Origin of the sequence: Kitasatospora griseola, assembly GCF_044999035.1 — a bacterium.
GTDB lineage: Bacteria > Actinomycetota > Actinomycetes > Streptomycetales > Streptomycetaceae > Kitasatospora > Kitasatospora griseola.
Genome location: NZ_CP173360.1, coordinates 314282 through 341083, shown reverse-complemented (window position 1 = coordinate 341083; position 26802 = coordinate 314282). Strand labels below are relative to the sequence as shown.

The following is a 26802-nucleotide window of genomic DNA, read 5'->3' as shown; positions in this document are numbered from 1 at the left end:
CGCATGATCACCTCCCTGTTGGTGGCCAACCGCGGCGAGATCGTCCGCCGGATCTTCCGCACCTGCCGCACCCTCGGCATCGCCACCGTCGCCGTGTACGCCGACCCGGACGCCGACGCCCGGCACGTCCAGGAGGCCGACACCGCCGTCCGGCTGCCCGGCGCCGCGCCCGCCGACACCTACCTGCGCGCCGACCTGCTGATCCGGGCCGCGCTGGACGCGGGCGCCGACGCCGTCCACCCCGGCTACGGATTCCTGTCCGAGAACGCCGAGTTCGCGCGGGCCGTGCAGGACGCGGGACTGACCTGGGTCGGCCCGCCGCCCGCCGCGATCGCCGCCATGGGCTCCAAGACCGCCGCCAAACGGCTGATGGCCGCCGCCGGCGTCCCCGTGCTGAGCGTCGGGCCCCGGCCCGACGAGGCCGACCTGCCGCTGCTGGTCAAGGCCGCGGCGGGCGGCGGCGGACGCGGCATGCGGGTGGTGCGCACCCTCGCCGAACTGCCGGACGCGCTGGCCGCCGCCCGGGCCGAGGCCGCGGCGGCGTTCGGCGACGACGAGGTGTTCTGCGAGCCCTACCTGCCGACCGGACGGCACCTGGAGGTCCAGCTGCTGGCCGACGCGCACGGCACCGTGTGGGCCGTCGGCGACCGCGACTGCTCGCTGCAGCGCCGGCACCAGAAGGTGATCGAGGAGGCCCCCGCGCCCGGCCTCGACCCCGAGCTGCGCACCCGGCTGCACGGTGCCGCCACCGCGGCCGCCCGCGCCATCGGCTACCGCGGCGCCGGCACCGCCGAGTTCCTGCTCGCCCCCGACGGCCGGCTCGCCTTCCTGGAGATGAACACCCGCCTCCAGGTGGAACACCCGGTCACCGAGGCCGTCACCGGCCTCGACCTGGTCGCCCTCCAACTCGCCGTCGCCGAAGGCGAGAAGCTCCCGGCCACCCCGCCGCCCGCGCGGGGCTGCGCGATCGAGGCCCGCCTGTACGCCGAGGACCCCGCGCGCGACTGGCAGCCCACCGCCGGCGCCGTGCACCTGCTCGAAGTCCCGGGTGTGGACGTCGAGTTCGACACCCTCCCGGCCCCGGCGGGCCTGCGCCTGGACGCCGGAGTCGGGGAGGGCGCGGGCGGCGAGGGCGGCGCCGACCGGGTCACCGTCCACTACGACGCGATGCTCGCCAAGGTGATCGCCTGGGCCCCCACCCGCCGCGCCGCCGCCCGCCGCCTCGCCGACGCCCTGGCCCGCACCCGTCTGCACGGCCCGGCCACCAACCGGGACCTGCTGGTCCGCGCCCTGCGCCACCCGGCCTTCCTGGACGGCGCCGTGCACACCGCCTTCCTCACCGAGCACGCCGACCAACTCCTCGGCCAGGACGGCAAGTCGGCACCTCTCGCGGCCCTCGCCGCCGCCCTCGCCGACGCCGCCGCGCACCCCGGCGCCGTCCCGTCCGGCTGGCGCAACCTGCCCTCCCAGCCGCAGCACAAGCGCTACCGCACCGCCGACGGCGCCGAACTCGACGTCCGCTACCGGCTGACCCGCGACGGCCTGCTCGCCGAGGATCACCCCGACGTCCAACTCCTCGGCAGCGCACCGGAGTCCGTCGACCTCGCGGTCGGCCCGCTGCGCCGCCGCTACCGGATCGCCCGGCACGGCGACCAGGTCTTCGTGGACGGTCCGACCGAGCACCACACCCTCACCGTGCTGGACCGATTCCCGGACCCGGCCGCCCAGTTGGCCCCCGGGACGCTGCTCGCGCCGATGCCCGGCACGGTGGTCCGGATCGCCGCCGAACCCGGCCGGCCCGTCACGGCCGGCCAGCCGCTGCTCTGGCTGGAGGCGATGAAGATGGAACACCAGGTCACCGCCCCGGCGGACGGCCTGCTCGCCGAACTCCCGGTCGCCGTCGGCCAGCAGGTCGAGACCGGCGCCGTGCTCGCCGTGGTCACCTCCTCCTGACGCCGACAACCGCGCACCACGCCGGTCGAGCGACCCCGCACACCGGCCCACCCTCCGCCCGGAAGGACCCCCGATGTCCGCACCGCGCACCACCACCGCACCGCCCGCCTCCCCGCTGATCGAGTCCGAGGACCGCCGCGCCCTGCGCGAAGCCGTCGCCGCGCTCGGCCGCCGCTACGGGCGCGAGTACTTCCAGCGCAAGGCCCGCGCCAACGAGCCCGTCGAGGAACTCTGGGCGGACGCTGCCAAGTTGGGCTACCTCGGCGTCAACCTGCCCGCCGAACACGGCGGCGGGGGCGCGGGGATCAGCGAACTCGCCATCGTGCTGGAAGAGTTGGGCGCGGCCGGCTGCCCGCTGCTGATGATGATCGTGTCGCCCGCGATCTGCGGCACCGTGATCGCCCGGTTCGGCACCGAGGAGCAGAAGCGGCGCTGGCTGCCCGGACTCGCCGACGGCAGCAAGGTGATGGCGTTCGGCATCACCGAACCCGACGCCGGCTCCAACTCGCACCGGATCGGCACCGTCGCCCGCCGCGACGGCGAGGACTGGCTGCTCAGCGGCCGCAAGGTGTTCATCTCCGGCGTCGACCACGCCGACGCCGTCCTGTTCGTCGGCCGCACCGAAGACGCCCGCACCGGCAAGCTCAAGCCCGCCCTGTTCGTCGTCCCGCGCGACACCCCCGGCTTCGAGTACCGCGCCATACCGATGGAACTCACCGCCCCCGAACGGCAGTTCCAGGTCTTCCTGGACGACGTCCGGCTGCCCGCCGACGCCCTGGTCGGCGACGAGGACGCCGGACTGCTGCAACTGTTCGCCGGACTCAACCCCGAGCGGATCATGACCGCCGCCTTCACCCTCGGCATCGCCCGGTACGCCCTCGACACCGCCGTCGGCTACGCCCGCACCCGCACCGTCTGGGACCGCCCGATCGGCACCCACCAGGGCATCGCCCACCCGCTCGCGCAGTGCGCCATCGAGGTCGAACTCGCCCGGCTGATGACCCAGAAGGCGGCCCACCTGTACGACGCGGGCGACGACCTGGGCGCGGGCGAGGCCGCCAACATGGCCAAGTACGCGGCCGGCGAAGCCTCCTGCCGCGCCGTCGACCAGGCCGTCCAGACCCTCGGCGGCAACGGCCTCACCCAGGAGTACGGCCTCGCCGCCCTGATCACCGCCACCCGGGTCGGCCGGGTCGCCCCGGTCAGCCGCGAGATGATCCTGAACTACGTCGCCCAGCACACCCTGGGCCTGCCCCGCTCCTACTGACATTCCGACTGCTGACGCATCGACAGGAAGCCTCCGTGCACCGGCGTGTGACCCGATTCGACATATGGTCGGCCCGCGCCGGCGCCGCGGGCTACGCTCCCGTCATGACGATCATGAACACCGCGGACAGTCGCCGCCAGGACGCCGAACTCGCCCGCCGCGCCGCGGAGGCCGGGGCCGAGGCCGTCCGCGCCCACGCCTGGGCCACCGCGGAGCGGCACCACAAGGGCGGCGGCGACTTCGCCACCGCCGCCGACCTGGCCGCCGAGGCCGCCATCCTCGACCTGCTGCGCGCCGCCCGCCCGGACGACGCGTTCACCGCCGAGGAGAGCGGCCGCACCGGAGCGGCCGACGCCGACCGGCGGTGGCTGATCGACCCGCTCTGCGGCACCCTCAACTACGCCGTCGGCACCCACCTGGTGGCCGTCAACGTGGCCCTGCGCGAAGGCGGGCGGACGGTCGCCGCCGCCACCGCCGACCCGTACACGGGGGAGACCTACTGGACCGACGGCGAACGGGCGCACCTCCGCCACGACGGCCGGGACACCCCGTTGGTCCCGTCCGCGCAGTCCGCCCTGGTCGACCTCAACCTCGACCCGCCCTACCCGAACGCCGCGGCCTTCCGTGCCGCGCACCTGCTCACCGACCCCGATTTCGAGGCCGAGTTCCGCCCGAGGGTGGTCTCCAGCACGCTCGCCGTCGCCTGGGTCGCCGCCGGCCGGCGCGCCGCCTACATCACCGACGGGCACCTCGCCGACAGCGTGCACTTCGCGGCGGGCCTCGCCCTGTGCGAAGCGGCCGGCTGCACCGTCACCGACCTGCGCGGCAAGCCCCTGCACAGCGGCGAGGGCGGCCTGCTGGCCGCCGCCGACCCCGACACCCACGCCCGACTGCTCGACCTGGTCGACCGCCAGTACCGCCGGTGACCACCGCCGCGCGACCCCCCGAACCCGCCACGCGCCCTGCCCGCGCCCCTCCCGGCCCGGGCAACCTTGCCAGCGGCGCGCACCGCCCCCGTACCACCAGCGCCGATGACCAGCGCCGCCACTACCGACCGCCGAGCCCGCCCCGGAGGCCCGCATGGTGTTCCACAGCGACTGTCCGACCATCGCCCCGCTCGACCGCGCCATCCACGACGCCGTCCTCGGCGACTGCGCCGTGGGCGAGCACGCCGAGCTGCCAGCCCTGATCGACGCACTGACCGGACGGACCGTCAGTTACCGCGAACTGGACGGAAGCAGCCGCCGGATCGCCGCCGGCCTGGCCGCGGCGGGCGTCGGCAAGGGCGAGGTGGTGGCGCTGTTCAGTCCGAACTCGGTGGCCTACCCGCCGGCGTTCTACGGCATCACCCGCACCGGCGCCACCGTCACCCCGGTCAGCTCGCTCGCCACCGCCGCCGAACTCGCCGCCCAGCTGCGCGACTCCGGGGCGCGCTGGATCATCACCGTCGCCGCGTTCCTGCCCGTCGCGCTGGAGGCCGCCACCGCCCACCCGGTCGCCGAGATCTTCGTCTGCGACCGGGCCGAGGGCCACCGCTCGCTCGCCGACCTGGCCGCCACCGACGCCCCCGAGCCGACGCCCGAGTTCGACCCGGCCACCGACCTCGCCGTGCTGCCGTACTCCAGCGGCACCACCGGCCTGCCCAAGGGCGTGATGCTCACCCACCGCTCGGTCTCCACCAACCTCGCCCAGGTCGACGCGCTGCTGCGGACCGCCCCGGGCGAACGGATCCTCGCGGTCCTCCCGTTCTTCCACATCTACGGCCTGACCGCCCTGCTCAACCGCCCGCTGCGGGCCCGCTCCACCGTCGTCGTGCTGCCCCGCTTCGACCTGGAGCAGTTCCTGACGGCCATTCAGGACCACCGCATCGAAGCGGTGTACGTGGCCCCGCCGATCGCCCTCGCGCTGGCCAAGCACCCGCTGGTGGACCGCTTCGACCTGTCCTCGGTCCGCTACGTGCTCAGCGCCGCCGCCCCGCTGGACGCCGAACTCGCCGCCGCCTGCGCCCGGCGCCTCGGCCTGCCGCACCTGCTCCAGGCCTACGGCATGACCGAACTCTCCCCGGCCACCCACATCGTCCCGCCGCACGACCCGCACCCGCCGGTCGGCACCGTCGGCCGCCTGGTCCCCGGCACCGAACTGCGGGTGCTGTCCCTCGACGAGCCGCGCCGCGACCTCGGCCCCGGCGAGGACGGCGAACTGCTGTTCCGCGGCCCGCAGGTGATGAAGGGCTACTTCGGCCGGGAGTCCGACACCGCCGCCACCGTCGACGCCGACGGCTGGCTGCACACCGGTGACGTCGGCCACGTCGACCACGACGGCTACCTGTACGTCGTCGACCGGGTCAAGGAGCTCATCAAGTACAAGGGCTACCAGGTCGCCCCCGCCGAACTGGAGGCCCTGCTGCTCACCCACCCGTCGATCGCCGACGCCGCGGTGATCGGCGTCACCGACGCCGACGGCACCGAACGACCCAAGGCGTACGTGGTGCCCGCGTTCGGCTGCGAGCTCGCAGAGCAGGAGGTCGTCGAGTACGTGGCCCGCCGGGTCGCCCCGTACAAGAAGGTGCGCGAGGTGGAGTTCCTGGACGCCGTCCCCCGGTCCGCCAGCGGCAAGATCCTCCGCCGCGAACTGCGGGACCGCACCGCCCGCCGATGACGGTCTGCGAGGATCGGGACGCGCCAACCGCCCAGCCGAGCAGGAGCCGCCGATGACGACCAGCACCCCCGCCGCCCGCGCGCCCCAGCAGGACCGCAGCCGGGCCACCCGCCGCCGACTGCTGGAGGCGGCGGTGGAGTGCCTGGCCGAGGTCGGCTGGAACGGCTCCACCGTCGCCGTGGTCGCCGAACGGGCCGGCGTCACCCGCGGCGCGGCCCAGCACCACTTCCGCACCCGCGAGGACCTGTTCACCGCCGCCGTCGAACACGTCGCCGCCGAGCGGCTGGCCGCCGTCCTGGCGCACGTCCGGGAACTGCCGCCGCCCGGACCGGAGCGGACCGAGGCGGTGGTGGAGATGATCGTCCGGCTCTACACCGGCCCGCTGTTCCGGGCTGCACTGCACCTGTGGGTGGCCGCCGCCACCGAGCAGCCGCTGCGCGAACGGATCGTCAGTCTGGAGAACCACGTCGGCCGCGAGGCGCACCGGGCCGCCGTCGAATGCCTGGGCGCCGACGAGAGCGCCACCGGTGTCCGGGAGACCGTCCAGGCGACCCTGGACCTCGCCCGCGGCCTCGGCCTGGCGAACCTGCTCACCGACGACGGGCCGCGCAGGGCCGGCATCGTCCGCCAGTGGTCCCGCCTGCTGGACGCCGCGCTGGCCGGTTGAGCGCCCCGAAACGGCCCTGACCGGCCGTGACCACCGGCAGATCACCGTCATCCCCTTGCCCGGAAAGGCCCGGATCGAGGAGACTCTCACCTTCGGTCACGTCGCCCGCACGATCACCAGTCGCAGGCGTGCGACAGGCCATGCAGTCTGGTGGGAGCCGGAACGACCGGCAGACCGGGGAAGGTACCGGGCAGGTGGCCAACTGAGCACGCACGGATTCGAACAGACGCCCGGCGGCGACGCGGCGGGTGCCGCTTCCGCGCGCCTGGCCGGGCACCGCCTGGTCCCGCTGGCCACCGCGCTGGTCCAGGACGACGGCCGCATCCTGCACTGGAGCGAGGAGGCCGAGGCGCTCACCGGCTGGTCGGCCCGCGACGCCCTCGGCGAGCACCCCGTCCGGCTGCTGCTCGCCGACGAGGGGGCGGAGGCGGGCGAGAGGCTGTTCGGCAAACTGCTCGCCCGCGGCTGGTCCGGCACCCACCCGGTCCGCCGCCGGGACGGCTCCACCGTCGAACTGGAGTTCCACACCTATCCGATCGTGGAGCCCGACGGCCGCACCCTGCTGCTGGCCACCGCCTCCGACGTGCACGCCCTGCACGAGGTGGAGTCCGACCTGGCGGTCTTCGACGGCTTCTTCAACCAGTCGCCGATCGGCCTCGCCGTCTACGACACCGACCTGCGCTTCGTCCGGCTCAACGGGGCGCTCGCCCGGATCAACGGCCTCACCGTCGAGCAGCACCTCGGCCGGCGGATCACCGCCGTGCTGCCCGGCATCAACGCCGCCGAGGTCGAAGCCGTCATGCGGCAGGTGCTGGCCACCGGGAAACCCGTCATAGACGCCCGCTCGCACGGCCGCGTCCCCGCCGACCCGCACCACGACCGGGCCTGGTCGGCGTCCTACTTCCGGCTGGAGGACTCCACCGGCCGGGTGCTCGGCGTGTCCTCCTCGATCATCGACGTCACCGAACGCTTCCAGGCCGAGGCCCGCGCCGCCCGCGCCCAGGAGCGCCTCGCGCTGATCGCCTCCGCCAGCGCCCGCATCGGCACCACCCTCGACCTGAAGCGCACCGCCGAGGAACTGGTCGAGGCGGTCGTCCCGCGGTTCGCCGACTTCGCCACCGTCGACCTGCTCGAACCGGTGGTGCGCGGCGAGGAACCCGCCCCCATCCAGCCCGGCAAGGCCGTCCAGGTCCGCGCGCTGGCCGTCGGCGAGGCCTACGGCACCAGCCTGACGGGCGCCGCCGACCAGGTCGGCGGCACCACCGAGTACGGCGCCGAGCGCACCTACACCCAGTGCATGCGCAGCGGCCGCCCGCTGTTCAAACCGCAGGTGGACGAGGATGTGCTGCGCGGCATCGTGCCCAGCGAGGACCGGGTCGCCCCCGGCATCGCCGCCGGCATCCACTCCTACCTGCTGGTGCCGCTGATCGCCCGCGGCATGGTGCTCGGCGGCGCCGAGTTCATCCGCACCCGCAACCCCGAGCCGTTCAGCGCCGCCGACGTCTCGCTCGCCGAGGAACTCGTCGCCCGCACCGCCCTCGCCATCGACAACGCCCGCCTCTACCGGCGCGAACGCGAAACCGCCCTCACCCTGCAGCGCAGCCTGCTGCCGCAGGAGATCCACCGCACCCTCGGCCTGGAGATCGCCCACCGCTACCTGCCCTCCAGCGTGGTCAGCGAGGTCGGCGGCGACTGGTTCGACGTGGTCCCACTGTCCTGCGGACGGGTCGCCCTGGTGGTCGGCGACGTGATGGGCCACGGCATCCGGGCCGCCGCCACCATGGGCCAACTGCGCACCGTCGCCCGCACCCTGGCCACCCTCGACCTGTCGCCCGAACACGTCCTCGGCCGGCTCGACGAGACCGCCTCGGCGATCGGCGACGGCCAGTTCGCCACCTGCGTGTGCGCCGTCTACGACCCCGTCGACCGCAGCGTGGTGATCGCCTCCGCCGGCCACCTCCCGCCGGTGCGGGTCGACCTCGACGGCACCTCCCACGTGATGCACCTGCCGCCCGGCGTCCCGCTCGGCATCGGCGGCGGCGCGTTCGAATCCACCGAGTTCACGCTGCCCGCCGGATCGACCTTCGCGCTCTACACCGACGGCCTGGTCGAGCGCCGCGGCCGCGACATCGACGAGGGCATCGACCTGCTCGCCCGCACCCTCGCCACCCCCGGCCGCACCCTGGAGGAGAGCTGCGACGCGGCCCTGTCCGCGCTGGTCACCGACGGCACCGAGGACGACATCGCGATGATCATGGCCCGGGCGCTGCCCGTGCCCGCCGACCGGATCGCCACCCTGATCCTCCCCACCGAGGGCCCGCTGCCCGCCCGCGCCCGCCGATTCACCCGCGCCACCCTGGACGGCTGGGGCCTGTCCACCCTCACCGACTACGCCGAACTCGTGGTCAGCGAACTCGTCACCAACGCCCTGCTGCACGCCGACGCCCCCCGCCGGTTGCGCCTGTTCCGCGACCGCACCCTCACCCTGGAGGTCTCCGACGCCGGCGGCCAGCCGCCCCGGCTGCGCAGCTCCGCCGAGGAGGACGAGGGCGGCCGCGGCATCCACCTGGTCAGCGAACTCGCCCACCGCTGGGGCACCCGCCCCACCAAGCACGGCAAGGTGGTCTGGGCGGAGATCGAACTGCCCTACCGGCCCGGCTGAACCGGGCCCGCAGGCACGCCGGGAAGGCACCCGCCCGGCGGACAGCGCTCGCCCGCCCGGCGGGGCTGACGGACAGTCGGAGAAACCCCTCCACCGCCCGGAAGGCCCCGCCGTGCACCTTCGCCTCCCCGCCGCTCTCGCCGCCCTCGCCCTCGGCCTGGCGCTCGCGTCCGCCGCCGTCGCCGACGAGGACCCCGACGCCCCGGACGCCGACACGGTCGTCGAGATCACCGAGGCCACCATCGACCCGGAGAGCCCCGACCTGGTCCGGGTCGACCTCAGCTACACCTGCGCCCCCGCCGACGGCCCGCGCTCGCTCAACACCTCCGTCGAGCAGACCGACCCAGAGGACCCCGCCACCGTCGCCTTCGGCTCCACCCGCACCTTCCCCGCGCAGATCGAGTGCGACGGCGCCGAGCACAGCCGGACCGTCGTGGTGCAGTCCAAGACCAGCGACTGGCTGACCGGCGTGGACGCCGTGGTGATCACCACCCTCACCGACCTCGGCGCGGCCCCGCCCGCCTCCGCCGACGCCCAGCAACTCGTCCTCGACCTGCCGTCGGACGACTGAGGACTTCTGCCGGTCCGTCAGCCGACCGGCCGTCAACCCCGGCGCGCCGCCCGCCCGCCACCGCCCGGGCCGCCCAGACTGGACGCCGGACGGAAGGACACCACGCATGGCGCACCCCATCACCGCCGGTGACCGGAGCACCGAGGTGCGCCGCTGGCGGGCCCTCGCGGTGTGCCTGGTCGCCGGCTTCATGACGCTGCTGGACGTGTCGATCGTCAACGTCGCCCTGCCGTCGGTGCGCACCGGCCTGCACATGTCGGAGGCCGGACTCCAGTGGGTGCTGTCCGGCTACTCGCTGGCGTTCGGCCTGGTCCTGGTGCCCGCCGGGCGGCTCGGCGACGCGATCGGCCGGCGACCGGTGTTCCTCACCGGCCTCGCCCTGTTCACCGCCACCAGCGCGCTGGCCGGCGCCGCCCAGAACGAGGCCTGGCTGGTGATCGCCCGGCTGCTGCAGGGCATGTCCGGCGGACTGCTGGTGCCGCAGGTCTCCGGCTTCATCCAGCAGCTGTTCCGCGGCGGCGAACGCGCCCGCGCGTTCGGCCTGCTCGGCACCACCATCGGCTTCTCCACCGCCGTCGGCCCGCTGCTCGGCGGCCTGCTGATCGCCGCGTTCGGCGCCGAGGAGGGCTGGCGCTGGGTGTTCTACGTCAACCTGCCGATCGGCCTGACCCTCCTGCCGTTCGCCGGCCGCCTGCTCCCCGCCCCCACCCCCGACACCTGCGCCCGCCGCGACTTCGACCCGGTCGGGGTGCTGCTGCTCGGCACCGGCACCGTCCTGCTGCTGCTCCCGCTGGTCCAGGCCCAGTGGCACGACTCCCGCAAGTGGCTGCTGCTGGCCGGATCGATGCTGCTGCTCGCCGCGTTCGCCGGGTGGGAGCACCGGTACGCCCGCGACCGCGAACCGCTGGTCCACCCCGCGCTGTTCCGCACCCGCTCGTTCACCTCCGGCTCGCTGGTGTCGCTGCTGTACTTCGCCGGGTTCACCGCCGTGTTCTTCGTCTTCACGCTGTACCTGCAGGCCGGCCGCGGCTACAGCGCGCTGTACGCGGGCCTGGCGATCACCCCGTTCGCGCTGGCCTCCGCGGTGGCCTCCACCGTCGGCGGGCGGATCGTGGTCCGCTACGGGCGGCGGCTGATCGCGTTCGGCCTGGCCACCGTCGCCGTCGGCCTGGCGTTCGCCGCGCTCGCCGTCCACCTGTTCAACGGCCCGTTCGTCGGCTGGGCCACCGCCCTGCCGCTGCTGGTGGCCGGCCTCGGCAGCGGCCTGGTGGTCTCCCCGAACCAGGCCCTCACCCTGAACGAGGTGCCCGTCGCCCGGGCCGGCAGTGCGGGCGGAGTCCTGCAGACCGCCCAACGGATCGGCTCCGCCGCCGGCATCGCCACCGTCGGCGCGACCTTCTTCGGCCACCTGCACACCCCCGCCGACTACCCGGGGGCGTTCCAGCTCAGCCTCGCCGTGGTGATCGCCTTCGTGCTGCTGGCACTGGTCGCGGCGGTGCGGCCCTGAGACACGGGCAGGTGGCAGACCAGGGTCGCTGGGGGTACCCCCGGGCGAAGCCGAGGGGGCGGAACTGCGCGCAGCGGAAGGCACCCATTCGCAAGATCGCGACGCAGGAGAACGACCTGCACTTGATCGCGACCTTGCGGACGGGCGTGCGCTTGTCGCGCAGTTCCCAGCGCCCCTGGACGTGCGTCCCCTACCGCCGTGGCCCGGCGAAGCCGTACAGCGCGGTGCCGACCAGCAGCAGGGCCGACGCCGTCACGGTGGACTCCGTGGTGCCGGCGGGCTGGATCAGCCACATGCCGACCCGGCCCGCCGGGCCGCCCAGCGGCGGGACCAGCATGGTGAAGGCGAGCCAGCCGGTCGGCAGCGCCCACGCGTACGTGGTGCCCCAGCAGGCGGCGCCGAGCGCGGCCAGGCCCGCCAGGCCGGCGCTGTCGCGGAGCACCACCGAGGCGGCGGCCAGGTGGGGCCCGGCGGCCTGGACGGCCAGCAGGGCCGCGCCGCCGACGGCGCCGATCAGCAGGACGTGCGCGGCCCGTCGCGGCGCCCACCGGATCGCGGCGGTGCGGTCGAGCACCACGTCCGACCCGCCGAGGCCGACGACGGCGGCCAGCACGTTCGCGGTCAGCACGAACGCGGTGGTCCCCAGGTCCTCCGAGCCCTTCGGAGCGCCGTCCACCAGCGCCCACACCGTCAGCGCGACGGCCGCGACCACGGCCGCCGACAGCGGCACCTGACGCGAACGGGCGTACAGCACCAGCCAGTTCATCGGGCCTCCGATCCGGCCAGGACGGGCAGCGGGTGCTTCGTCGAGCAGGACAGCGCGGCGTCGTGCAGCGCGGCGATCCGCGCGCGCTGTTCGGCCGGGGGAGCGGCGGCGAACGCGGTCCAGGCCGCCCGGGCATCCTCCCAGGCCTGCCGGTCGTACGAGTTGGTGCTCGGGGTCTCCACCGGAACCAGGGCGCTCTCGCCGAGTGCCCAGCTCGCGGCGACGCTCTGCGCGGCGGCGTCCTCGACCAGCCCGCCCTCCCGGTCGGTGCGGGCGTAGCAGGTCGGGACGAGGCCCTGCGCGACCAGGGCGCGGGTGAGGTCCCGGCCGCTCGCGCGGACGAACTCCCGCTCGTCGAAGTCCACCAGGACCGTCCCGGCCTCGACCTGCCTCAGGTCGCCGAGGCCACGCAGCGCGGCGTCCTCGCGGATCGCCCGCGGCGCCCCGTCGCCCAGGACGTCGTGCAGGATCCGCAGCGCCTCCGCGCCGCGCGCCGACAGCTCGGGCAGCCGGTGCCGGTTCGCCGCGGTCACGCACACCGGCTCGTCGCAGACCGGCCGGGCCGCCGCCGCGTCCACCACGTACGTGCCGCGGGCGTCGCCGGGCAGCACCCCCAGCGCCAGCGCCGCGCCCACCAGCACCGGGACGAGGGACAGCAGCCGGGCGCGGCCGTTCGCGGCGACCAGCAGCGCGAAGCCGGTCGCGGCCAGGCCCAGCAGCCACAGCGTCTGGCCGAGGTGGACGGAGCCGGACAGCGTGAGCAGCGCCTCGCGCGGCTCGACCGTCACCGGGGAGAGCAGGGCGAGCCGGTTCGGCCCGACGACGGGCCGGGGCGTCGCGTCGTCGCCGCCGAACCGCAGCAGCGCGGCCACCGTCAGCAGGGCGAGCACCACCAGCGCGGGCGGCGTCAGCACCGACGGCACGGCCCGCGCCACGCCCATGCCGAACACCGCGGCCGCCGCCAGGGCGAGCGCCGCCACCAGCGAGATCGGCACCCAGCCGAGCGGCCGGTACCCGGTGTCGCCGAGCGCCACCTGCACCCCGCCGGCCGCCACCACCAGGCCGAAGCCCGCCACCAGCACCCCGGCCATCGCCCCGGCGGGCAGCGCGGCGCGCCGCCAGGCCGGCTTCGGCACGGTGCCGAACAGCTCCGCCGTCCCCGAACGCCTGTCGCGCAGGCCGTACAGCGCGCCGACGCCGATCACCAGCGGCCACCAGAAGGCCAGCAGCCAGCGCGTCCACATCGCCATCGACGTCCACTGCGCCGTCCAGCCGGCCGTGCCGCGCCACCAGATGCCGTCGATTCCGAACAGGACCGCCAACGAGGCGCCGAGCACCAGCAGCCCGGCCCACGGGGCGGCCGAGCGACGCAGCTCGGTCCGCAGGACACGTACGTTCACCAGATGCCCCCGGGCTGCTCGGTGTGGCGGAGCAGCGCCGAGTAGCCGCGCTCCAGCGGGCTGTCGCCCGGATGCTCGGGCCCGCCGGCGGCGGCGAGGTCGTCCGGGGTGCCCTGGAAGACCAGGCGGCCGTCCGCGAACAGCACCACGTCGGAGCAGGCGGCGGCGACGTCCTCGACCAGATGGGTGGAGACCACCACGCAGGTGTCCCGGCCGAGTTCCTGCAGCAGCTCGCGGAATCGCAGCCGCTGCGCCGGGTCCAGCCCGGCGGTCGGCTCGTCGAGCAGCAGCAGGTCGGGGTCGTTGACGATGGCCTGGGCGATGCCGGCCCGCCGCACCATGCCGCCGGACAGTGTCCTCATCCGGTGGTCGGCGCGGTCCGCGAGACCGACCCGCTCCACCGCCCGCTGGACGGCGCCCGGGATCTCGGCCTTCGGGACCTCCTTCAGCCAGGCCATGTACTCGACGAACTCGCGGACGGTGAACCGCCGGTAGTAGCCGAAGTCCTGCGGCAGGTAGCCGATCCGGCGGCGCAGCGCCCGCAGCTCGGCGTGCCCGGCAGGAGTGCCGAGCAGTTCCAGCTCGCCGCCGGCCGGGCGCAGCACGGTGGCCAGCGCCCGGATCAGCGTGGTCTTGCCGGCCCCGTTCGGGCCCAGCAGGCCGTGGGCGCCGGTGCCCAGGGCGAGGTCGAGGCCGTTGACGGCCATTTTCTTGCGTCCGGCCCGGACGAGCAGGCCCTCGGCCCGGATCTCCCAGGCGTGGGTTTTGGGCGCGACGGAGGCCGCGCTGACGGCGCGTGGCATGGAGGTGGTTCCTTCCGGAAGGGGGTGGATCAGGTACGGGGCGCCGCGCGGGCGCGGCGGCGGGCGAGCACGGTGGCCACGGAGGACGGGCAGCTGCTCGGGCTGCCGGACGGGAGGGGGCGGGTCAGGTACGGGGCGCCGCGTAGGCGCGGCGGCGGAGGAGCACGGTGGCGGCGCCGAGGGCGAACAGCAGCGCCCAGCCGGGCAGTTGCTCGGGCCGCAGCACGAACGGCAGGCGGCCGGTGGCCCAGACGGGGGCCGCGACGGCGGCGGCCCAGACGGCGACCAGGGCGGCGGCGGCACGGCCGACGCCGACGACGCTGCCCAGGGCGAGCGCGGTGGTGGTGAAGGCGAGCGAGGGCAGCAGCCACTGCGCGGCCGTCATCTCCCCGGTCAGCGCGCCCGCCGTCAGCAGCACCGGCACCACCGCGGCCAGCGCGGCGGCGGTGCGCCGCAGCAGCAGCGGGAGGCCGGAGCGCGGAGTGGCGGCGGTCAGCTCGTGCGCCGGGTCGAGGCCAGGCGTCCAGGCCGCGGCGGCCGCGCACAGCGGCAGCACGGGCGCGACCAGCAGCAGCGGCGACACCCGGCCGAGCGGCTCCGGCGGCCCCGAGGAGTCCAGCGCCAGCGCCAGCAGCACCACCGCGAGGGCGGTCAGCAGCCAGGGCACCACGGCCGGCGCGGCCCAGGCCGGCCGCCACCGGGCCGGTCGGCGACGTACGGGCGCCGGGCGGGCCGCGTCCAACTGCGGTCCGAGCGCGGCACGGACGGAGTCGACGAGCACGGCGACGTCGGGCGCCGCGGCGGGCACCGCCGCCGCGAGCAGGCCCCGGCAGGGCGCGCAGCCCTCCAGGTGCGCCTCCAGTGCCCAGACGGTGTCCGCGGGCAGGTCGGAGCCGCCGCGCAGGTACGCGCCGATCAGCCCGGCCGATGCGTGTTCCGCGCTCATGCCAGTTCCTTCCGCATCGCGATCCGGGCCCGGCGGGCACGGGTCTTGACCGTGCCCTCGGGCAGTCTGAGCAGGACGGCGGTCTCCCGGACGGACAGCCCGTCCAGCACGGTGGCCTGCAGCACCGCGCGCAGCTCGGGGGCCAGGCGCCGCAGCGCGTCCCCCACGTCGCCGCCGATCGCGGCGGCCAACGCCTCGTCCTCGGCGGCCGGGGCATCGGCCGGGTGGGCCGCGGCGGCCGGCGGCTCGGCGTGGTGCGCCCGGCGGCGGAACGCGTCGACCAGTCGGCGGGCCGCGATGGTCCACAGCCAGCCGACGGCACTGCCGCCCACCACGCTGCCCGCGAACGCGCCGGCCGCGCGCCACACCGCCAGGAACGTCTCCTGCATCACCTCGGCGACGATCTGCTCGTCCGCGCAGCGGCGGCGCAGACGCACCGCCAGCCACGGGGCGGTGCGCCGGTACAGCTCGTCGAACGCCCCGCGATCGCCGTTGGCGACCAGGCGGAGCAGACGTTCCTCGTCCAGCTCGTCCAGTGCTCTCCTGCGTGCTCTCACACCTGCCAGACGCGAGGGCCTGCGCCCGGGTTCTTGCCGAGGCGTGATCCCCGTCACATGCCGTCCGGGGTGCTGCCCCGGGCAGAGAGACCCGCGCGAGCCGGCGGGCAACCAATCAGGGGCGCCGGGGGTACCCCCGGGCGAAGCCGAGGGGGGTGGAACTGCGCGACAAGCGCACGTCACATCCGTAAGGTCGCGACCACGTGCAGGTCACTGTCCTGCACCGCGATCCTGCGGTGCGGTGCCTTCCGCTGCGCGCAGGTCCCAGCGACCCTGTTCTCGCACTCTCCCGTGCCGCCCTCAGGCCAGCCCCGCGACCCCGCGGACGGCGACCCGCAGGGCCGCGGCCGGGTCGCCGACGGCGCCGGTCGCGCGCCAGCCGACGAAGCCGTCGGGGCGGACCAGCACGGCGCCGCCGGGGTGCAGGCCGTAGGCCTCGGGCCAGGTGGTGGGGGAGACCGGGCCGGTGGGGCGGGCGCCGGAGGGGAGGTCGGCAGGGGGTTCGGGCAGCAGGTCGCCGCCCGCGCCGATGAGCAGGCAGCGCAGTGGTGCTCCGGTCTGCGCGGCCACCTGCCGGGCGGCCGTCGGCCAGGCGCTCCCGCCCTCGGCGGGGGCCAGCAGCAGCGGGCCGGCGTCGAACAGGTCGAGGGTGGACAGCCGCGTTCCGGCGGCGTCGCGCAGCCACACGTGCGGGGCCCGGGTGCCGGGCTCGCCGGTGGCGGCGAAGCGCTCGGGGACGACGCCCGCCGTGGCGTCCGCGCCGACCATCGCGCCCTCGGGGTAGCGGTAGCCGAGGGCCACCGCCAGCACGTTGGTGCGCGGCCCGCCGGCGGGCGCCGCGTCGAAGCCGGGGTGCTGGTGCTCGACGGAGCGGGCCGCCGCCCGGGCCGCGGTCTGCACGGCGACCGGACGGCGCTCGCTCTCGTAGGAGTCCAGCAGCCGCGGCCCGCCCCAGCCGGCCAGCACGGCGGCCAGCTTCCAGGCCAGGTTGTGGGCGTCCTGGATGCCGGTGTTGGAGCCGAACGCGCCGGTCGGCGGCATCTCGTGGGCGGCGTCGCCGACCAGGAAGACCCGGCCCGCGCCGTACCGGTCCGCGACGCGTTCGGCGGCGTGCCACGGGGCCCGGCCGGTGATCTCCACCTCCAGGTCGGGCACTCCGGCGGCGGCGCGGATGTGCGCGACGCAGCGGACGTCGGTGAAGTCCTCGACGCTCTCGCCGCGTTCGGGGTGCCAGGGCAGGTGGAACACCCACTGCTCGCGGTTGTCGACGGGCAGCAGTGCGCCGGCTCCCGCCGGGTCGGTCAGGTAGCAGGCGATGAAGCGCCGGTCGCCGACCACGTCCGCCAGCCGCTTGGCCCGGAAGGTGACGCTGACGTTGTGGAACAGGTCGCCGCGCCCGGACTGGCCGATGCCCAGGCGTTCCCGGACGGGGCTGCGCGGCCCGTCCGCGGCGATCAGATAGTCGGCCCGCACCTCGCGTTCCTCGCCGGTGGCCCGGTCCAGTAGTCGCGCCGTCACCCCGTCGGCGTCCTGCTCGAAGGAGAGCAGCTCGGTGTTGAACCGGACGTCGCCGCGCTCGGCGGCGTGCCGCAGCAGCACCGGCTCCAGGTCGTTCTGGCTGCACAGGCACCACGCGGAGGGGCTGAACCTGGCCAGGCCACCGCCGGGGTCGATCTCCCGGAACAGCCACTCCTGTTCGCCGCCGGACAGCGTCTCGGCCTGCAGGATGCCGTGGTTGTCGGCCAGCACCGACGCGGCCGCCCGGATGTCGTCCTCCACCCCGGCGGCGCGGAACAGCTCCATGGTGCGCAGGTTGTTGCCGCGCCCGCGCGGGTGCCGGGAGGTCTCGGCGTGCCGCTCCACCAGCAGGTGCGGCACGCCGAGCCGACCGAGGAAGAGGGACGCCGACAGCCCCACCAGGGAACCGCCCGAGATCAGGACCGGAACCCGGTCCGCCATCTGTGTGTTCATCAGCTCTGTTCCATCCGTGCGGGGCGCTGGATGCGCCAGACCCTGCATCCATCCCCCGCCGCCGACGGTCACGCAGGGTGCTTCGCCCGGATGGCCGTGAAGTCTCGCGCCCGCCCCGGACCCCCGTTGACGATCGAGTGCGAACCAGGCCCCGCTCGCCGACCGGACCCGCACCGCCGACCGGCCGGGGGCCTCCAGTGCGAACCAACGACAGGATCCGCCGCCATGACCCTGCTCTCCGAACCCGAGGAGACCGCCACCACCGTCCGGCCCGCCGCGGGCCGGCTTCGCGTCGTCCTGATGCTCGACGTCCACGACGGCGCTCAGGACCACTTCCTGGACGTCTACGAGCTGCTGCGCCATCAGGTGTCCGCCGTCCCCGGCCACATCAGCGACCAGCTCTGCCAGTCCATCGACGACCCGGCCCGCTGGCTGATCACCAGCGAATGGGAGGACGCCGCGCCGTTCCTCGCCTGGGTCGACAGCCCCGCCCACCGCGACATGGTCAAGCCGCTGCACGGCTGCGTCCGCGACACCCGCTCGCTGCGCTACACCGTGCTGCGCGAGACCCACGGCGAGCGCACCTTCGACAGCCCCGCCGCCCCGCTGCGCCCCGGCGAGCACCACCCCGGCGTGCCCGCCGCGCCCCGGCCCGGCCCCGACGGCGTGGTCCGGCACGCGCTCAGCTTCACCGTCAAGCCCGGCACCGAGGCCAAGGCCGCCGAACTGCTGGCCGGCTACCGCTCCCCACAGGCCCGGGTCGACGACACCACCCGGCTGCTGCGCACCTCGCTGTTCATGCGCGGCAACCGGATCGTGCGCTGCGTCGAAGTGGCCGGCGACCTGGTCGCCGCGCTGCGGCACGTCGCCCAGCAGCCCGAGGTGCGGGCCGTCGAGGAGGCCATCAACCCGTACCTGGAGGAGGACCGCGACCTGGACGACCCGATGTCCGCCCGGGTGTTCTTCCAGCACGCCGCGCTGCCCGCCGTCCACCACCACGCCGCGCTCAAGGCCGGCCAGGTGCAGCGGCACGCCTACCTGTACCCGGTCCGTCCCGGCTGCGGCGCGGCGCTCGCCGAACTGCTGGCCGGCGAGGACGCGCACGCCGCCGCCGACTCCGGCTCGCCGCTGGTGCGCGCCACCGTCCACCGCCGCGACGACCTGGTGGTCCGGCTGGTCGACCTGCTCACCGACCCCGCGAGCGACCCCGCCACCGCCCTCGGCGTGGCCGGCCCGCGCGCCGCCGCAGTGCTCGGCAAGCTCGCCGACATCCCCGCCGAACACCCCGTGCCCAGCGCCGACGGCCTGCGCCACCTGCTCGCCGAGTGCGCGATGACACCCGTCACCGACCGCCGCTCGGCCGACGTCTGACCACCCCGCCCGTTCAAACCGTCACGCCGGAGAGGAAGCCCACCATGACCACCGAGATGCCACGAGTCGTCCACATCGACGACGCGCCCCCGAATCGCAAGCGCGGCGGCGACCTGCGGGCCATGCTCACTCCGCCGGTGGTCGGTGCGACCAGCGGATTCATGGGAGTGGCGATCATCGAGCCGGGAGAGCGGATCGGCGAGCACTACCACCCGTACTCCGAGGAGTTCGTGTTCGTGATGTCCGGCGAACTCGAGGTCGACCTGGACGGCAAGACCCAGCCGCTGCGGCCCGACCAGGGCCTGATGATCCCGATCGGGATGCGGCACCGGTTCCGCAACGTCGGCGCCGGCCAGGCCCGGATGGTGTTCCACCTGGGGCCGCTGGCACCCCGTCCCGACCTCGGCCACGTCGACACCGAGGAGCACTGCGACACCGAATCGGGGCCGCCGGAACCCGCCGGGGCGGCCTCGTGAACCGCCGTGTCGCGGTGACCGGGATCGGCGTGGTCGCGCCCGGCGGCATCGGCGTCCCGCAGTTCTGGGCGCTGCTCACCGACGGGCGCACCGCCACCCGCGGCATCACCCTGTTCGACCCCGACGGCTTCCGTTCCCGGATCGCCGCCGAGTGCGACTTCGACCCCGCCGCCCATGGACTGACCGCCGACCAGATCGCCCGCAACGACCGCTACGTGCAGTTCGCGCTGGTCGCCGCCGACGAGGCGATCGCCGACGCCGGACTCGACCCCGGGCGCGAGGACCCGTGGCGGATGGGCGTCTCGCTCGGCACCGCGGTCGGCGGCACCACCCGACTCGAACACGACTACGTGCTGGTCAGCAGCCGCGGCGAGCACTGGGGCGTCGACCACCGGCCCGCCGAGCCGTACCTGGAACGGGCGTTCACCCCGGCCACGCTGGCCTCCGCGGTCGCCGAACGGATCGGCGCGCACGGCCCCGTGCAGACCGTCTCCACCGGCTGCACCTCGGGCCTGGACGCCGTCGGCTACGCCGCCCTCGCCATCGAGGAGGGCCGCGCCGACGTGATCGTCGCCGGAGCCTGCGACTCGCCGATCTCCCCGATCACCGTCGCCTGCTTCGACGCCATCAAGGCCACCTCCGCCCGCAACGACGACCCCGAGCACGCCTCCCGCCCCTTCGACAAGAGCCGCGACGGCTTCGTGCTCGGCGAGGGCGGCGCCGTCGTCGTGCTGGAGGAGTGGGAGCACGCCGAGCGGCGCGGCGCCCGGATCTACGCCGAACTCGGCGGCTTCGCCACCTTCGGCAACGCCTACCACATGACCGGACTCACCCAGGAAGGCGTGGAGATGTCCGAAGCCATCGACCGCGCCCTCGCCCACGCCCGGCTGCCCGGCGACGCCATCGACTACGTCAACGCGCACGGCTCCGGCACCAAGCAGAACGACCGGCACGAGACCGCCGCGGTCAAACGCTCCCTCGGCGCGCACGCCAGGCGCACCCCGATGAGCTCCATCAAGTCGATGGTCGGGCACTCGCTCGGCGCGATCGGCGCCATCGAACTGGTCGCCTGCACCCTCGCCCTGCACCACGGCGTGGTCCCGCCGACCGCCAACTACACCGAACGCGACCCCGAGTGCGATCTCGATTACGTCCCCCGCACCGCCCGCGAACTGCCGCTGCGCCACGTGCTGTCGGTGGGCAGCGGCTTTGGCGGCTTCCAGTCCGCGGTGGTGCTGAGCAGAGCGGAGGCGGCATGAGCCCCACCCGCAGTGCGGTGATCACCGGCGTCGGTGTGGTCTCCCCGCACGGCATCGGCACCGACGACTACTGGAAGGCCCTCGGCGAGGGCCGTTCGGCGCTCTCCCGGATCGACCGCGAAGGCTGCGAGAACCTCCCGCTGAAGATCGCCGGCCTGGTCCGCGGCTTCGACGCCGAGGAGTACGTCGAGCCGCGCTACCTGGTGCAGACCGACCGGTTCACCCACTTCGCGATGGCCGCCGCCGAACTCGCCATGGCCGACGCCCACCTGACGTCCCACCCGGACGACCCGTTCCAGGTGGCCGTGGTCACCGCCGCCGGCTCCGGCGGCGGCGAGTTCGGCCAGCGCGAACTCCAGCACCTGTGGGCCGAAGGACCCCACCACGTCGGCCCGTACCAGTCGATCGCCTGGTTCTACGCCGCCTCCACCGGCCAGATCTCCATCCGCGGCGGCTTCAAGGGACCGTGCGGCGTGGTCGCCTCCGACGAGGCCGGCGGCCTCGACGCGCTCGCGCACGCCGCCCGTGCCGTCGGCCGCGGCACCGACACCGTGCTGGCCGGCGCCGCCGAAGCACCCATCGCCCCGTACTCGATGGTCTGCCAACTCGGCTACCCGGGACTGTCCATCGCCGACGACCCCGACCGCGCCTACCGGCCGTTCGGCTCCGACGCGGTCGGCTTCGTCCCCGCCGAGGGCGGCGCCATGTTCGTGGTCGAGGACGCCGAGACCGCCCGCCGGCGCGGCGCCCGCACCCGGGCCCGGATAGCCGGACACACCGCCACCTTCACCGGCGCCGCCCGCTGGGCCGAGAGCCGCGAAGGGCTCGCCCACGCCGTCCGCGGCGCCCTCGCCGAGGCGCACTGCGCGCCCGACGAGATCGACGTGGTCTTCGCGGACGCCCTCGGCGTCCGCGAGGCCGACCGCGCCGAAGCCCTCGCCCTGGCCGACGCCCTCGGCGACCACGCCGAGCGGGTACCCGTCACCGCCCCCAAGGCCGGCTTCGGCCGCGCCCACTGCGGCGCCCCCGCGCTGGACGTGGCCGCCGCCGTGCTCGCCCTCGAACAGGGCCTGATCCCGCCCACCCCGCACACCGAGGACTGCCCGTACGGCCTCGACCTGGTCATCGGCCACCCGCGGCCCGCCGAACTGCGCACCGCCCTGGTGCTCAGCCGCGGCCAGATGGGCTCCAACACCGCCCTCGTGCTGCGCCGGGCCTGACCCCACCCCACCGCAAGGAGCAACAGATGGCATCCGAGATCACCTACGAGGAACTCGCCACCCTGATCAAGGTCCGGGCCGGCGTCCAGGTCACCGTCGACGCCCTCGCCGACCCGGGCTGCATGTTCCTCGACCTCGGCGTCGACTCGCTGGGAGTGCTCGGCGTCCTCTCCGACCTGGAGAACCGCTACGGCGTCTCCATCGACTCCTCCGAACTGCTCGGCCGTCCCGTCGCCGAGTTCCTGCAGACCGTCAACTCCACCGTGAAAGCTGGTGCCTGAGATGCCCGGACACACCGACAACACCATCCTCATCAACGCCCCCGTCGACCTGGTCTGGGACATGACCAACGATCTGGAGCAGTGGCCGCAGCTGTTCAGCGAGTACGCCTCCGTCGACGTCATCGACCGGCAGGGCCAGCGGGTGAAGTTCCGGCTCACCATGCACCCCGACGAGAACGGCCAGGTGTGGAGCTGGGTCTCCGAGCGGGAGACCGACCGCGACGCGCTCTCCGTCCGCGCCCGCCGCGTCGAACCCGGCCCGTTCGAATTCATGGAGATCCGCTGGGAGTACGAGGACCTCGCGCAGGCCACCCGGATGCGCTGGGTCCAGGACTTCGCGATGAAGCCCACCGCCCCCGTCGACGACCTCCAGATGACCGACATGATCAACCAGAACTCCAAGGTCCAGATGGAACTGATCCGCGCCAAGGTCGAACACCGCGCCGGCGCGGCCGGATGACCGGCATGCACCGCACCCTGATCGTCGCCCGGATGAAGCCCGGCACCGCCGACCACATCGCCGGCGTCTTCGCCGACTCCGACCGCGGCGCACTGCCCGGCCTGATCGGCGTCCGCGGCCGCAGCCTGTTCCAGTTCGGCGACGTCTACCTGCACCTGATCGAGTCCGACCGCCCCGCCGGACCCGAGGTCGCCAAGTACGCCGAGCACCCCGAGTTCCGCGACGTCAGCGAACGGCTCGCCGTCTACGTCGACGCCTACGACCCGGCGACCTGGCGCAGCCCCAAGGACGCCATGGCGCACGAGTTCTACCGCTGGGAACGCTGAACCACCCCCTGCCCGAGGACATCGAGCGGGGACTTGCACGGGAATTGCAGACGGGAAGGGAGAGCCGCCGTGGCCGAACAGAGCGAACCGGCGGACTGGGTGCGCTGCGAAGGCTGCGCCGGCCTGGTCTACGGCAGGCGCTACGCACGCGCCCTGCAGGTGTGCCCCGACTGCGGGCACCACGGGCGGCTCACCGCCCCGCAGCGGCTCGCCCAGCTCCTCGACCCGGGCACCGCCGAACCCATCGGACCGGTGCCCGCCGTGCACGACCCGCTCGACTTCGTCGACAGCCGCCCCTACCAGGACCGCCTCGACGAGGCCCGCGACCGCACCGGCCTGCACGACGCGGTGCTGTGCGCCGCCGGACAGATCGAGGGCCAGCCCTGCATCGCCGCCGTGATGGACTTCCGCTTCCTCGGCGGCAGCCTCGGCTGCGCCGTCGGCGCCCTCATCACGCACGCCGCCACCACCGCGCTGGACCGCCGCGTCCCGCTGGTCCTGGTCACCGCCAGCGGCGGCGCCCGGATGCAGGAGGGCGTGCTGTCGCTGATGCAGATGGCCAAGACCGCGCAGGCGATGGCCGAACTCGACGAAGCCGGCATCCTCACCGTCTCGGTGATCACCGACCCGACCTACGGCGGCGTCGCCGCCTCCTTCGCCACCCTCGCCGACGTCATCCTCGCCGAACCCGGCGCCCGCATGGGCTTCGCCGGACCCCGCGTCATCGAACAGACCACCGGCGAGAAACTCCCCGAAGGCTTCCAGACCGCCGAGTTCCTGCTCGCCCACGGCATGGTCGACGACGTCGTGCCCCGGGTCGGCATGCGCTCCGTCCTCGGCCGCCTGCTCGGCCTGCGCCCCCCCACCGACCCCCGGCCGCCCGGCGACCCCGCCGCCATCCTGCGCGCCGCCGACGAACTCGCCGACCGCGACCCCTGGCAGAACGTCCGGCTCGCCCGGCACCCCGAACGGCCCACCACCCTCGACTACATCCGCCGCCTGGTCGACGACTTCCAGGAACTGCACGGCGACCGGCTCACCGAGGACTGCCCCGCCATCGTCGCCGGCACCGGACGCCTGGCCGGCACCCCCGTCGTCCTGATCGGCCACCACAAGGGCGGGCCCGACCTGGGCGAACGCCGACGCCGCCGGTTCGGCATGGCCCAGCCCGCCGGCTACCGCAAGGCCAACCGGCTGATGCGCCTCGCCGCGAAACTCGGCCTGCCCGTCGTCACCCTGATCGACACCCCCGGCGCCAACCCCGGACCCGAGGCCGAGACCGGCGGGCAGGCCGCCGCGATCGCCGAGAACCTGCGGCTGATGGCCCGGCTGCCCGTTCCCATCGTCGCCGTGCTGATCGGCGAAGGCGGCAGCGGCGGGGCGCTCGCGCTCGCCGTCGCCGACCGCGTCCTGGTCAGCGCCAACGGCATCTACTCGGTGATCAGCCCCGAAGGCTGCGCCGCCATCCTGTGGAAGGACCCGCAGGCCGCACCCACCGCCGCCGCCTCGCTGCGGATGCACCCGGGCGACCTGCTCAGCCTCGGCGTCGTCGACGGCATCGTCCCCGAGCCGCCCGAAGGAGCCCACCAGGACCACGCCGCCGCGGCCGACCTGCTGGAGGCCGCCGTCACCGAGGCCCTGCGCGAACTGATCCCCTGGGACCCGGACCGGCTGCGCGCCGCCCGCCGGGCCCGCTTCCACCGCTACGGCGCCGACACCGGCATCGGCGCGGCAGATTGGAGCCAGCCATGACCGTCGAGGTGAAACACCCGCCGTCCCGCGGACGGATCGCCCTCACCGGTGACGGATCCGGCGGCCCCGACCAGGTCGCGGACCTCGCCGAACTGTGCCGCAGCGTCGCCGAACTGGCCCGCACCAGCACCCGACCACCGCGCCGGATCCGGCTCGAACACCTCGGCACCGCCATCGAGGTCGAATGGGACGACCCCGGCGCCCCCGACGGCGGTGGCGTGCCGGTGACGGACGGTCAGGCCTCCTCGGCCGAACCGGAACCCCGGGACGGCCTGCACCACGTGTGCGCCCCGATGATCGGAACCTACTACCACGCGCCCGAACCGGGCGCGCCGCCGTTCGTCGCCGTCGGCGACACCGTCACCGCAGGCCAGCCGATCGGCATCCTCGAAGTGATGAAGATGATGAGCCCCGTCGAGGCCGACATCGCCGGCCGGGTGGTGGAGATCCTCGCCGCCGACGGCGCCGCAGTGGAGTTCCAGCAGCGGCTGATCGCCGTCGAACCCGCGTAGGGGGCCCCCATGTTCACCACCGTGCTGATCGCCAACCGCGGCGAGATCGCCCTGCGGATCGCCCGCACCTGCCGGGAGATGGGCATCCGCACCGTCGCCCTGTACTCCACCGCCGACCGCGACTCGGCGGTGGTCCGCTTCGCCGACCGGGCCGTCCACCTCGGACCGGCCGCCGCCCGAGCCAGCTACCTGCACATCCCGTCCATCGTCGAAGCCGCCCGGCTCACCGGCGCCCAGGCCGTCCACCCCGGCTACGGCTTCCTCTCCGAGGACCCCGACTTCGCCGAGATCTGCGAAGCCAACGGCCTCACCTTCATCGGCCCGCCCCCGCAGGTCATCGAACAGCTCGGCGACAAATCGGTGGCCCGCCGACTGATGGCCGAAGCCGGCCTGCCCGTGCTGCCCGGCTCCACCGGCGCCGTCCGCAGCCCCGCCGAAGCCCGCGAGATCGCCGCCCGCACCGGCTACCCCGTCATCCTCAAAGCCGTCGCCGGGGGCGGCGGACGCGGCATGGCCGTCGTCCGCGACCCCGCCGACCTGCCCACCGCCTTCCAGGAGACCCGGGCCCACGCCCGCGCCGTCTTCGGCGACGAGCGGCTCTACCTGGAACGCTACGTCGACGGCGCCCGGCACATCGAGGTCCAGGTGCTCTGCGACCGCCACGGCAACGCCGTCCACCTCGGCGAACGCGACTGCTCCGTGCAACGCCGGCACCAGAAACTCATCGAGGAATCGCCCGCACCCAATCTGCCCGACCCGCTGCGCCACGAGATCTGCGCCGCCGCCGTCCGCGGCGCCCTCGCCGTCGGCTACGTCGGCGCCGCCACCTTCGAATTCGTGCTCGCTCCCGACGGGGCGTTCCACCTGATGGAGGTCAACTGCCGCCTCCAGGTCGAACACCCCGTCACCGAGATGGTCACCGGCATCGACCTGGTCCGCGAACAGCTCACCATCGCCGCCGGCGAACCCCTGACGCTCCGTCAGGACGCCGTCCGGCCGCGCGGCGCGGCCGTCGAGGCCCGGGTCAACGCCGAGGACCCCGAACGCGGCTTCCTGCCCACCCCCGGGCTGCTCACCGAATTCGTCCCGCCCGGCGGCCCGTTCGTCCGGGTCGACACCCACGCCTACCCCGGCTGGCCGATCGGCCCCGACTACGACTCGCTGCTCGCCAAGACCATCGCCTGGGCGCCCGACCGGGAGCAGGCCGTCGCCCGCCTCGACCGCGCCCTCGCCGAGTTCCGCATCGACGGCCCGGGCGTCCGCACCACCACCGACTACCTGCGCCGCACCCTCGCCGACCCGCGCTTCCGGACCGGCCGGCACACCACCGGGCTGGTCGCCGAGATGGCGGCGGAGGCCGCGGCCGGATAGCCGGTTCCGAAACGCCAGAAGCCGTCCGGACCGAGCTGGTCCGGAC

General features: G+C 74.7%; 24 protein-coding genes. 18 read left to right on the top strand and 6 right to left on the bottom strand.

Annotation, left to right across the window (positions count from 1 at the left end):
- The first annotated feature begins 3 nt into the window (after positions 1 to 3).
- The 8 genes from ACI1MP_RS01660 to ACI1MP_RS01625 all read left to right on the top strand — a co-directional run bounded on the left by ACI1MP_RS01660 (position 4) and on the right by ACI1MP_RS01625 (position 11285).
- The gene (locus tag ACI1MP_RS01660) at positions 4 to 1953 is read left to right on the top strand and encodes an acetyl/propionyl/methylcrotonyl-CoA carboxylase subunit alpha (protein WP_404867474.1); all 1950 of its coding nucleotides are present in this window, start codon (positions 4 to 6) and stop codon (positions 1951 to 1953) included.
- 73 nt (positions 1954 to 2026) lie between these two features.
- Positions 2027 to 3220, top strand: coding sequence for an acyl-CoA dehydrogenase family protein (locus tag ACI1MP_RS01655; protein WP_100584273.1), 1194 nt, complete (start codon positions 2027 to 2029; stop codon positions 3218 to 3220).
- 113 nt (positions 3221 to 3333) lie between these two features.
- Positions 3334 to 4146 carry an inositol monophosphatase family protein gene (locus tag ACI1MP_RS01650; protein ID WP_404870751.1) on the top strand — a complete coding sequence of 271 codons (813 nt, stop codon included), beginning with the start codon at positions 3334 to 3336 and terminating at the stop codon, positions 4144 to 4146.
- A 154-nt stretch (positions 4147 to 4300) separates the two neighbouring features.
- Complete coding sequence (locus tag ACI1MP_RS01645; protein WP_404867473.1) at positions 4301 to 5878, top strand: AMP-binding protein; 1578 nt, start codon at positions 4301 to 4303, stop codon at positions 5876 to 5878.
- A 52-nt stretch (positions 5879 to 5930) separates the two neighbouring features.
- Complete coding sequence (locus ACI1MP_RS01640) at positions 5931 to 6545, top strand: TetR/AcrR family transcriptional regulator (protein WP_100584271.1); 615 nt, start codon at positions 5931 to 5933, stop codon at positions 6543 to 6545.
- Positions 6546 to 6600: 55 nt separating this feature from the next.
- The gene (locus ACI1MP_RS01635; protein WP_380331033.1) at positions 6601 to 9207 is read left to right on the top strand and encodes a SpoIIE family protein phosphatase; all 2607 of its coding nucleotides are present in this window, start codon (positions 6601 to 6603) and stop codon (positions 9205 to 9207) included.
- 112 nt (positions 9208 to 9319) lie between these two features.
- A complete protein-coding gene (locus tag ACI1MP_RS01630) occupies positions 9320 to 9778 on the top strand; it encodes a hypothetical protein (RefSeq protein WP_404867472.1) in 459 nt (152 codons plus the stop codon).
- Between the two features lie 106 nt (positions 9779 to 9884).
- Positions 9885 to 11285 carry an MFS transporter gene (locus ACI1MP_RS01625; protein ID WP_380331027.1) on the top strand — a complete coding sequence of 467 codons (1401 nt, stop codon included), beginning with the start codon at positions 9885 to 9887 and terminating at the stop codon, positions 11283 to 11285.
- A gap of 190 nt (positions 11286 to 11475) precedes the next feature.
- On the opposite strand, the gene ACI1MP_RS01620 is transcribed toward ACI1MP_RS01625, so the two are convergent.
- The 6 genes from ACI1MP_RS01620 to ACI1MP_RS01595 all read right to left on the bottom strand — a co-directional run bounded on the left by ACI1MP_RS01620 (position 11476) and on the right by ACI1MP_RS01595 (position 17728).
- On the bottom strand, positions 11476 to 12051 hold the full coding sequence (locus tag ACI1MP_RS01620) for a hypothetical protein (protein ID WP_380331024.1): 576 nt from the start codon (positions 12049 to 12051) through the stop codon (positions 11476 to 11478).
- Entirely contained in the window at positions 12048 to 13451 is a 1404-nt protein-coding gene (locus ACI1MP_RS01615; protein ID WP_404867471.1) for a hypothetical protein, read from the bottom strand. The genes ACI1MP_RS01620 and ACI1MP_RS01615 overlap by 4 nt, the downstream gene beginning before the upstream one ends.
- Positions 13448 to 14254 (bottom strand): ABC transporter ATP-binding protein, encoded by an 807-nt coding sequence (locus tag ACI1MP_RS01610; RefSeq protein WP_380331018.1) that lies wholly within the window; start codon positions 14252 to 14254, stop codon positions 13448 to 13450. The genes ACI1MP_RS01615 and ACI1MP_RS01610 overlap by 4 nt, the downstream gene beginning before the upstream one ends.
- 124 nt (positions 14255 to 14378) lie before the next feature.
- The gene (locus tag ACI1MP_RS01605; protein ID WP_404867470.1) at positions 14379 to 15200 is read right to left on the bottom strand and encodes a zf-HC2 domain-containing protein; all 822 of its coding nucleotides are present in this window, start codon (positions 15198 to 15200) and stop codon (positions 14379 to 14381) included.
- Positions 15197 to 15757 carry an RNA polymerase sigma factor gene (locus ACI1MP_RS01600; protein ID WP_404867469.1) on the bottom strand — a complete coding sequence of 187 codons (561 nt, stop codon included), beginning with the start codon at positions 15755 to 15757 and terminating at the stop codon, positions 15197 to 15199. Before ACI1MP_RS01600 ends, ACI1MP_RS01605 begins: the two co-directional genes overlap by 4 nt.
- A 300-nt stretch (positions 15758 to 16057) precedes the next feature.
- Complete coding sequence (locus ACI1MP_RS01595) at positions 16058 to 17728, bottom strand: FAD-dependent oxidoreductase (protein WP_404867468.1); 1671 nt, start codon at positions 17726 to 17728, stop codon at positions 16058 to 16060.
- A gap of 225 nt (positions 17729 to 17953) precedes the next feature.
- Here ACI1MP_RS01595 and ACI1MP_RS01590 point away from each other — a divergent pair, with 225 nt between their 5' ends.
- From ACI1MP_RS01590 to ACI1MP_RS01545, 10 genes are all read left to right on the top strand, one after another.
- Positions 17954 to 19099: a SchA/CurD-like domain-containing protein gene (locus ACI1MP_RS01590; protein ID WP_404867467.1), complete on the top strand. Its 1146-nt coding sequence runs from the start codon at positions 17954 to 17956 to the stop codon at positions 19097 to 19099.
- A 44-nt stretch (positions 19100 to 19143) separates the two neighbouring features.
- Positions 19144 to 19575 (top strand): cupin domain-containing protein, encoded by a 432-nt coding sequence (locus ACI1MP_RS01585; RefSeq protein ID WP_043912008.1) that lies wholly within the window; start codon positions 19144 to 19146, stop codon positions 19573 to 19575.
- Positions 19572 to 20834: a beta-ketoacyl-[acyl-carrier-protein] synthase family protein gene (locus ACI1MP_RS01580; protein ID WP_404867466.1), complete on the top strand. Its 1263-nt coding sequence runs from the start codon at positions 19572 to 19574 to the stop codon at positions 20832 to 20834. The genes ACI1MP_RS01585 and ACI1MP_RS01580 overlap by 4 nt, the downstream gene beginning before the upstream one ends.
- Complete coding sequence (locus ACI1MP_RS01575) at positions 20831 to 22054, top strand: beta-ketoacyl synthase N-terminal-like domain-containing protein (protein ID WP_380331002.1); 1224 nt, start codon at positions 20831 to 20833, stop codon at positions 22052 to 22054. The genes ACI1MP_RS01580 and ACI1MP_RS01575 overlap by 4 nt, the downstream gene beginning before the upstream one ends.
- Before the next feature lie 26 nt (positions 22055 to 22080).
- Positions 22081 to 22335, top strand: coding sequence for an acyl carrier protein (locus tag ACI1MP_RS01570; RefSeq protein WP_100584259.1), 255 nt, complete (start codon positions 22081 to 22083; stop codon positions 22333 to 22335).
- Between the two features lies 1 nt (position 22336).
- A complete protein-coding gene (locus tag ACI1MP_RS01565; RefSeq protein ID WP_043912013.1) occupies positions 22337 to 22795 on the top strand; it encodes an SRPBCC family protein in 459 nt (152 codons plus the stop codon).
- A 5-nt stretch (positions 22796 to 22800) separates the two neighbouring features.
- Positions 22801 to 23121 carry a TcmI family type II polyketide cyclase gene (locus ACI1MP_RS01560; protein ID WP_043912861.1) on the top strand — a complete coding sequence of 107 codons (321 nt, stop codon included), beginning with the start codon at positions 22801 to 22803 and terminating at the stop codon, positions 23119 to 23121.
- Positions 23122 to 23190: 69 nt separating this feature from the next.
- A complete protein-coding gene (gene accD / locus ACI1MP_RS01555) occupies positions 23191 to 24873 on the top strand; it encodes an acetyl-CoA carboxylase, carboxyltransferase subunit beta (protein WP_404867465.1) in 1683 nt (560 codons plus the stop codon).
- Positions 24870 to 25385: an acetyl-CoA carboxylase biotin carboxyl carrier protein gene (locus ACI1MP_RS01550; RefSeq protein WP_380330994.1), complete on the top strand. Its 516-nt coding sequence runs from the start codon at positions 24870 to 24872 to the stop codon at positions 25383 to 25385. Before accD ends, ACI1MP_RS01550 begins: the two co-directional genes overlap by 4 nt.
- A 9-nt stretch (positions 25386 to 25394) precedes the next feature.
- Positions 25395 to 26756 (top strand): acetyl/propionyl/methylcrotonyl-CoA carboxylase subunit alpha, encoded by a 1362-nt coding sequence (locus ACI1MP_RS01545; protein WP_380330991.1) that lies wholly within the window; start codon positions 25395 to 25397, stop codon positions 26754 to 26756.
- Positions 26757 to 26802: the final 46 nt, after the last annotated feature.

Bases quoted from the DNA above. Each gene is read 5' to 3' on its own strand.
- ACI1MP_RS01595 (WP_404867468.1), bottom strand. From the start codon at position 17,728: ATGAACACACAGATGGCGGACCGGGTTCCGGTCCTGATCTCGGGCGGT.
- ACI1MP_RS01545 (WP_380330991.1), top strand. From the start codon at position 25,395: ATGTTCACCACCGTGCTGATCGCCAACCGCGGCGAGATCGCCCTGCGG.
- ACI1MP_RS01560 (WP_043912861.1), top strand. From the start codon at position 22,801: ATGCACCGCACCCTGATCGTCGCCCGGATGAAGCCCGGCACCGCCGAC.
- ACI1MP_RS01610 (WP_380331018.1), bottom strand. From the start codon at position 14,254: ATGCCACGCGCCGTCAGCGCGGCCTCCGTCGCGCCCAAAACCCACGCC.
- ACI1MP_RS01625 (WP_380331027.1), top strand. From the start codon at position 9,885: ATGGCGCACCCCATCACCGCCGGTGACCGGAGCACCGAGGTGCGCCGC.
- ACI1MP_RS01570 (WP_100584259.1), top strand. From the start codon at position 22,081: ATGGCATCCGAGATCACCTACGAGGAACTCGCCACCCTGATCAAGGTC.
- ACI1MP_RS01640 (WP_100584271.1), top strand. From the start codon at position 5,931: ATGACGACCAGCACCCCCGCCGCCCGCGCGCCCCAGCAGGACCGCAGC.
- ACI1MP_RS01660 (WP_404867474.1), top strand. From the start codon at position 4: ATGATCACCTCCCTGTTGGTGGCCAACCGCGGCGAGATCGTCCGCCGG.
- ACI1MP_RS01575 (WP_380331002.1), top strand. From the start codon at position 20,831: ATGAGCCCCACCCGCAGTGCGGTGATCACCGGCGTCGGTGTGGTCTCC.
- ACI1MP_RS01565 (WP_043912013.1), top strand. From the start codon at position 22,337: ATGCCCGGACACACCGACAACACCATCCTCATCAACGCCCCCGTCGAC.
- ACI1MP_RS01590 (WP_404867467.1), top strand. From the start codon at position 17,954: ATGACCCTGCTCTCCGAACCCGAGGAGACCGCCACCACCGTCCGGCCC.
- ACI1MP_RS01645 (WP_404867473.1), top strand. From the start codon at position 4,301: ATGGTGTTCCACAGCGACTGTCCGACCATCGCCCCGCTCGACCGCGCC.
- ACI1MP_RS01620 (WP_380331024.1), bottom strand. From the start codon at position 12,051: ATGAACTGGCTGGTGCTGTACGCCCGTTCGCGTCAGGTGCCGCTGTCG.
- ACI1MP_RS01605 (WP_404867470.1), bottom strand. From the start codon at position 15,200: ATGAGCGCGGAACACGCATCGGCCGGGCTGATCGGCGCGTACCTGCGC.
- ACI1MP_RS01550 (WP_380330994.1), top strand. From the start codon at position 24,870: ATGACCGTCGAGGTGAAACACCCGCCGTCCCGCGGACGGATCGCCCTC.
- ACI1MP_RS01655 (WP_100584273.1), top strand. From the start codon at position 2,027: ATGTCCGCACCGCGCACCACCACCGCACCGCCCGCCTCCCCGCTGATC.
- ACI1MP_RS01650 (WP_404870751.1), top strand. From the start codon at position 3,334: ATGAACACCGCGGACAGTCGCCGCCAGGACGCCGAACTCGCCCGCCGC.
- ACI1MP_RS01585 (WP_043912008.1), top strand. From the start codon at position 19,144: ATGACCACCGAGATGCCACGAGTCGTCCACATCGACGACGCGCCCCCG.